The sequence below is a fragment of the Rhodopila sp. genome, from assembly GCF_035548235.1.
Taxonomy (GTDB): domain Bacteria; phylum Pseudomonadota; class Alphaproteobacteria; order Acetobacterales; family Acetobacteraceae; genus Rhodopila.
Genome location: NZ_DASZTJ010000174.1, coordinates 1 through 6,544, shown reverse-complemented (window position 1 = coordinate 6,544; position 6,544 = coordinate 1). Strand labels below are relative to the sequence as shown.

Genomic DNA, 6,544 nt, shown 5'->3' with positions numbered 1-6,544 from the left:
ACGGTCCGCCCGGCATGATCGCGATGCGTCGCATCCGACCGAGAACTATGACCGGCTGCGACAGGAAGGCTTCCTGGCGCTGACCGTCGCGCGGGAGCTTGGCGGACAGGGCCATGGCTTTCTGGATCACACCATCGCTTACGAGGCCTTGGGCCAGGGGTGTCCGGCGACGGCGCTGGCGTTCAACATGCACGCCTCGGTCGTGATGCCGCTGCTGGAAAGCCCCGAAGTCACGTCGGAAACCAAATGCATGATCGCCGACATGGTGGTGCGGCGGAACACGATGATCGGCGGCAACTTCTCCGAACCCGGCCACACCTCGCTGATCGGCGAGCGTCCCCTGACCGTGCGCGCGCGCCGCGTGGAGGGCGGCTACGGCGTCACCGGGCGGAAGATGTTCGCCTCCATGCTGGAAGCCGCGGACTACGTGCTGGTGCTGGCCTATCCCGAGGACGCGACGGGCAGGTTCGCCGGCATGCTGCTGATGATCCCGCCCGACGCGCCGGGCCGCCGCGTCATCGCCAACTGGGACACGCTGGGGATGCGGGCCACGCGCAGCGACTCCCTGGTGCTGGAGGATTGCCGCGTGGCCGAAAGCGGCATGGTGTTCCGCTCCGACGACATCCGGCCGTTCCGGCTGGCCTATTTCAACTGGTTCTGGGGATCGTACACGGCGGTCTATCTGGGCCTTGCCGTCGCCGCCTATGACGAACTGCGCCGCGTGGTGCGGGACCGCCAGCCCTTCGGCTATGCGCAGCCGCTCGCCTACCATCCCGATGTCCGCCGCCACGTCGCCGAACTCAGCACCCAGCTCGAGGCCGCGCGGCTGATCACCTACCGGTCGGCGTGGCTGTACGACACCGAAGGACCGACGCCGGACACCACCGCGGCGCTGTACCGCGCGAAGCATGCGGTGGGAGAGGCGGTGAGCCGGATCACGCGCGTGGGCCTGACGATCGGCGGCGCGCACGGGATCTTCAAGGGCACGCGGATGGAACAGCTCTTCCGCGACGGCGCCCTGGCGGAAATCCAGCCGCCGCCGACGGATTTCTGCCTTTGGAGCATGGGCATCCACGAGCTTGGCCTCGACCCGGAGCAGGTCCCGCCGCCGATGAAGCCGAGCTGAGGCGTCAGCGCGTCCAGCCGGTGGGGGAGGCGGTCAAATGCCGCGGCGCCTCGCCTTCCCACAGGATCGTCCCGTCTTCCAGCGCGCCCCAGGCCGCGGCGACGCCCATGGCCTGCAGCCCGTCCTCGGCCGCCGCTCGATAATTCACATGGTGATGCCCATGCACGACCAGCCGAACCCCCATCGCTCGGGCCAGCGCGTCGATCGCGGCACTGCCGGCCGGATGGCTGGACGGCGCTTCATGCGTCACCAGGATGTCCGCCTGCTGCGCCGCCAGCGCCGCGTAGTCCTCGGGCCAGATCGAGGTGGTGGACAGCGAGTGGATCAGCCCCTGCACATGCTCCTCCCGCCAGCCCCGGCACATCGCCCGCACGTCGTCGGGCACCTCTGCCCGGCTGTGCAGCCTTGGATCGGCGGGCGGTTCCCACACCCGAGGGCGGAACGTTCCGCCCAGCCCGGCGACGCGGACGCCGGCGATCGTGGCGATCGTGCCGTTCAGCGCCTGGCCGCCGGTGACGGGGTTCAGCGTGGGCGCGGTCAGGTTGTGCCACATCTCCGGACCGCCGTCGTTGTCATGATTGCCGTATATCCAATGCACGGCGATGCCGCGCCGCAGCAGCGGCGCCGCGCAGGCGTCCAGCGGCCGGTCGCACTGGACGTCGCCCAGGATCACCGCCGCCTCCGGCGGTGTCGGCAGCGCGGCCAGGCCCTGCTCCACCTTGTCCCACATGCGGTGGATGTCACCGATGAATACGATCGTCATTCTTATCCATATAGTCATATAGTCACATCTTGACGGGTTCGCCGCGGCGTCACACCCTGCCGGTGAACCAAGCACGGCCAGGCTGGCATAGCCAGCCCGAGGCACAACGAACACGGGGGGAATGATCATGAGGCTTCGGCTCCTGGTGGCGCTGATGGGGGTGGGGGCGGCGCTGCTGTGCGCAATGCCCGCTGCGTCCTATGCGCAGTCCTGCGAGATGAAACTGGGGGCGATGGGCCCCATGTCGGGCGGCGCCGCGCAATGGGGCCTGGCGATGAAAAGCGCCGCGGAACTGGCCGCCGCCGAGGTGAACGCCCAGGGCGGGGTCAAGATCGACGGCAAGCAATGCAAGGTCGTCGTCGTTCCCTATGACAGCAAGTACACCGCCGACGGCGCGGCGGCCGGTTCCAATGCGCTGGCGGCCGAAGACATCCACCTGATCATCGGGCCGGTCGGATCGCCGGAAGCCACCGGCATCAAGCCGGTCGCCGCGCGGAACGGGCAGCTCGCCTGGAACGCGGCCTATGCGAAGAACTCGCTGGAGCCGAAATTTCCGCTGATGTTCCACATCGCCCCCGGCCCGGCAGTCTGGGCGGACGCGGTGATCAAGCGGGCGGAGAAAGAGTTTCCGATGAAATCGGTCGCGCTGATCGCACCCAACGACCAGGGCGGCACCGACATCGTCAGCGTCGACGCCGAGGCGTACAAGGCCAACGGCATCAAGACGTCGGAGGAATATTACCAGCGCGGCACGACCGATTTCGCGCCCATCGTGACCCGCATCCTGGCCAGCAACCCCGACGTGGTCGACACGGCGTCGTCCCCGCCGGGCGATGCCGGGGTGATCATCAAGCAGTTGCGCCTGGCCGGGTTCAAAGGGCCGATCGGCCGCCTCGGCGGTCCGGGCACGGCGGAGATCCTGCGCGTGGCGGGCGGCCTGGACGTGGTCAAGAACTTCTACTGGTTCGAGACGGTCCCCACCGAGGACCCCAAGGTCCAGGAGATCGACAGCCTCTACAAGAAGCTGCTGGGCAAGGACCCGGTCGGCGGCACTGCCGTCTGGGCCGACCTGCCGGCGGCGCGCATGACGCTGAAGGCCGTGTCGCTCGCCGGCACCGACAATGCCAAGGCCGTGGCGGCGGAGCTGCGCAAGATGCCGGTCGACGACCCGAACATCGGGAAAGGTTACTGGACCGGAAAGAAGCAGTTCGGCATCGCCCAGGAACTCAGCTTCCCCTTCGGCATCGGCATCATCAAGGACGGCAAGAACCTCGGCGTCGAACGGCAGCCCGCCCGGCCGGACTGATCGGTGGAGCAATTCCTGCAGGCGGCGATCATCGGGATCAGCCTGGGGGCCCAATATGCGCTGCTGGCGCTGGGCTTCACGCTGATCTTCGGGATCCTGGGCGTCGTCAACTTCGCCCATGGCGGGTTCTACATGCTGGGCGGCTACGTCGCGTATAGCTGCGTCGCCGGCCTGGGCCTGCCGTACCCGGTGGCGGTCGTCGTGGCCGTCCTGGCGACCGGCGCCCTGGGGTGGGCGTTCGAGCTTTTCCTGCTGGAGCGGCTGGTCGACGACCACCTGGCCACGCTGATGCTGACGCTGGGCCTGTACTTGGTCATGTCGACCGGCGTGCTGACCGTGTTCGGCCCGCTGTCGATGGAGTTCACCTTCCCGGTGACCGGCGCGCTGCGGCTGGGGCCGATCTATGTCCCGCGGGAGAACCTGATCGTCCTGGCGATCTGCCTGGCGATGATCGGCGTGCTGTGGCTGGTCCTGTTCCGCACCGACCTGGGCCGCGGCCTGCGGGCGCTGGCCGACGACCGGGCGGTGGCGCGCGCGCAGGGATTGAGCCCGCGGCTGCTGTTCCCCATGGCCTTCGCCATCGCGACCGGACTGGCCGGGCTGACCGGCGCCCTGGTGACGCCGATCCTGGCCCTGTCGCCCAGCGTCGGCGACCCGGTGCTGGCGACGTCGTTCCTGACCGTCATCCTGGGCGGCCTGGGATCGCTGGAAGGCGCGGCGCTGGCGGCGTTCATCGTCGGCATCGTCGAAGCCTTCTCCAGCGTCTATTTCGGCGGGTCGATCGGCGCGCTGGTGCTGTTCGTGCTGGTGCTGCTTCTGCTGGTCTTCCGTCCCACGGGCCTGCTGGGCCGCACGGTCCGGGGCGCCTGACGATGCCCCGGCCGATGACGCAGGGTCGCTGGCGCCTGCTGGGGTGGCCCGAACTGGGTGCCCTGGTCATCCTGGCGCTGGGCTTCGTGGCGCCGCTGTTCACCCGCAGCGTGCTGGTCTACTCGATCCTGAACCAGGTCTTCATCGGGGTCATCGCGGCGGAGAGCGTCTGGATCATGCTGCGCATGAACCTGCTGTCCTTCGCCACGCCGGCCTTCATGGCGATCGGCGGCTACACGGTGGCGATCGCCGGCGAGTACGACATCACCAACGCCTTCCTGATGACGGCGGCGGCCTTCGTGCTGCCGGCGCTGGTCGCCATTCCGCTGGGTGCGCTGGTGTTGCGGCTGCGCGGCACCTATTTCGTCCTCGTCACGTTCGTGCTGTCGCAGATCATGCAGCTTCTGCTGTTCGAAACGCCCGGCCTGACCGGCGGGTCCAACGGCATCTCCGGCGTGTCGGCGGTGACGCTGCTGGGGCTGGAGCTGGACAGCAACCGCCAGGTGCTGGAGTTCGCCTGCGGCCTGGCCATCGTCGCTACGCTGATCACCGGCATCCTGACGCGCTATTTCCGCCAGCATTTCGCGGCGATCGAGGAGAACGAGATCCTGGCCGAAAGCCTGGGCCTGGTGGTGTGGCGTTATAAGGCGCTGGGCTTCGTGATGGCGGCGGGGGTGGCGGGCCTGGCCGGGTATTCGCTGGTCAACATGCTGCTGACCGCGCATCCCAGTTCCTTCGATTCCGCGACCGCCGTGGATTTCATCGCCTATACGATCATCGGCGGCCGGACATCGATCCTTGGCCCCGTGCTGGGGACCGGTGCGCTGGTCTATGCCACCAACCTGTTCGGGACGCACGGCCAGTATGCCGAGGGCCTTTACGGCGTGCTGATCCTGGTCGTCGTCCTGGTCGCCAGGGGCGGCATCGTCGGCACGATCGCCAGCCTGGCGAGGCGGTTCCGATGACCGAACTGCGGGTGGAGGGGTTGGGAAAGCGCTTTGGCGGGCTGCGGGTTTTCCAGGACCTGAGCTTCACCTTGCCCGCCGGCGGGCTGCTGGGCGTCATCGGTCCGAACGGCGCGGGAAAGACGACGCTGATCAACGTCGTCACCGGCCGGCAGGCGGCATCCGCCGGTAAGGTGCTGCTGGATGGCCGCGACATCACCAACCAGCCGGCCTACGCCGTCAGCCGCCTGGGCTTGGCGCGCAGCTTCCAGCAGACCAACACCTTCAAGTCCGTTTCGGTCGCGGAGAACATCGCCCGCGCCGTTCGTTTCGGCGGCAGGGGGACGCCGGACGGGCTGAACGGACTGCTGGACGCGTTCGGCCTGGCGCCGCGCCTGCCCGAGATCGCCGACAAGCTCCCTTATGGCCTGCAGAAAATGCTGGGCCTGGTCATGGCTTTCGCCGCCGGGCCGAAAGTCCTGCTGCTGGACGAGCCGGCCGCGGGCCTGGAACGCACGGAACGACAGCATGTCGATACGTTTGTAGGGCATGTCCGAGCATCGGGGACCAGCGTGCTGATCGTGGAGCACGACATGGATATGATCCGCCGGCTGTGTCCGCGAATCCTCGTGCTGGATGCCGGGGTCTTGCTGGCGGACGGTCCGCCGGCCGAGGTGCTGGCGCGTCCGGACGTCATCGCCGCCTATCTCGGCGACACCGAGGAGGCCGGGTGATGCTGTTGCACATCGACGGCCTGTGGGTTCGCTACGGCGGCATCACGGCATTGTCCGGCATTTCGATCGACGTGCCGGAGGGGGAGACGGTGTTGCTGGTGGGCGCCAACGGCGCGGGCAAGTCCAGCACGATCAACGCGGTCATCGGTCTTGTTCCTGCAGCGCAAGGACGTATCCTGCTCGACGACGTCGATATCACCCGGATCCCGTGCGAGCGTCGCGCTCGGATGGGGATCGGCTACTCGCCGGAGGGACGGCGGGTCTTTCCGACCATGTCGGTGACGGACAACGTGCTGACGGGGGCATTCGGCCTGGGCCGCAGGCGCCAGGCCGAGGCGCTGGACTGGTTGCGTTCGGTATTTCCATTATTGGCGGAGCGGGCGGAGCAGCCGGCGGGACAGTTGTCCGGCGGACAGCAGCAGATCGTGGCGATCAGCCGAGCGATGGCGTCCCTGCCGCGATTGTTGTTGCTGGATGAGCCGTTTTTGGGATTGGCGCCGGTATGGATCAGGCAGATCAGCGACGCGATCCTGCAACTGCGCGCGCGCGGCACGACCGTGCTGATGACGGAACAGATGGCGCGCCCGGCGTTGAAGCTGGCGACGAGCGGCTATGTGATGCGGGGCGGGGAGGTACGGCGCAGTGGGCCGGTCGATGCGATCCGCGACCTGGCGCTGGCGGAGGAGTATTTGTGACGATCGGCGTGCGGTGGCGGCGATCGGGGCGGGAGATCGCGAAGCCTGTGCGTGGGACGGCCTTTTTGTATTGATTGCCAGGCCGGCGTCGGGGTAGGGCAAGTCG

General features: G+C 68.0%; 7 protein-coding genes. 6 read left to right on the top strand and 1 reads right to left on the bottom strand.

All coding sequences use genetic code 11. From position 1 onward, the window contains the following. Nucleotides 1-1,126, top strand: a 1,126-nt coding sequence (locus tag VHB27_RS14145) for an acyl-CoA dehydrogenase family protein (RefSeq protein WP_325601472.1), incomplete at its 5' end; no start/stop codon positions are given. A gap of 4 nt (nucleotides 1,127-1,130) precedes the next feature. Here the strand turns inward: VHB27_RS14145 and VHB27_RS14140 are convergent. After that, a complete protein-coding gene (locus VHB27_RS14140) occupies nucleotides 1,131-1,889 on the bottom strand; it encodes a metallophosphoesterase family protein (RefSeq protein ID WP_325601470.1) in 759 nt (252 codons plus the stop codon). Between the two features lie 127 nt (nucleotides 1,890-2,016). Here VHB27_RS14140 and VHB27_RS14135 point away from each other — a divergent pair, with 127 nt between their 5' ends. Genes VHB27_RS14135 through VHB27_RS14115 form a run of 5 tightly spaced genes read left to right on the top strand, consistent with a single transcriptional unit; the run spans nucleotide 2,017 to nucleotide 6,438 of the window. Then, nucleotides 2,017-3,195: an ABC transporter substrate-binding protein gene (locus tag VHB27_RS14135; RefSeq protein WP_325601468.1), complete on the top strand. Its 1,179-nt coding sequence runs from the start codon at nucleotides 2,017-2,019 to the stop codon at nucleotides 3,193-3,195. Nucleotides 3,196-3,198: 3 nt separating this feature from the next. After that, a complete protein-coding gene (locus VHB27_RS14130; RefSeq protein ID WP_325601466.1) occupies nucleotides 3,199-4,065 on the top strand; it encodes a branched-chain amino acid ABC transporter permease in 867 nt (288 codons plus the stop codon). A gap of 14 nt (nucleotides 4,066-4,079) precedes the next feature. Further along, nucleotides 4,080-5,030 (top strand): branched-chain amino acid ABC transporter permease, encoded by a 951-nt coding sequence (locus VHB27_RS14125; protein ID WP_325601464.1) that lies wholly within the window; start codon nucleotides 4,080-4,082, stop codon nucleotides 5,028-5,030. Then, nucleotides 5,027-5,743 (top strand): ABC transporter ATP-binding protein, encoded by a 717-nt coding sequence (locus tag VHB27_RS14120; protein ID WP_325601462.1) that lies wholly within the window; start codon nucleotides 5,027-5,029, stop codon nucleotides 5,741-5,743. Before VHB27_RS14125 ends, VHB27_RS14120 begins: the two co-directional genes overlap by 4 nt. Continuing rightward, entirely contained in the window at nucleotides 5,743-6,438 is a 696-nt protein-coding gene (locus tag VHB27_RS14115) for an ABC transporter ATP-binding protein (RefSeq protein WP_325601460.1), read from the top strand. The genes VHB27_RS14120 and VHB27_RS14115 overlap by 1 nt, the downstream gene beginning before the upstream one ends. Nucleotides 6,439-6,544: the final 106 nt, after the last annotated feature.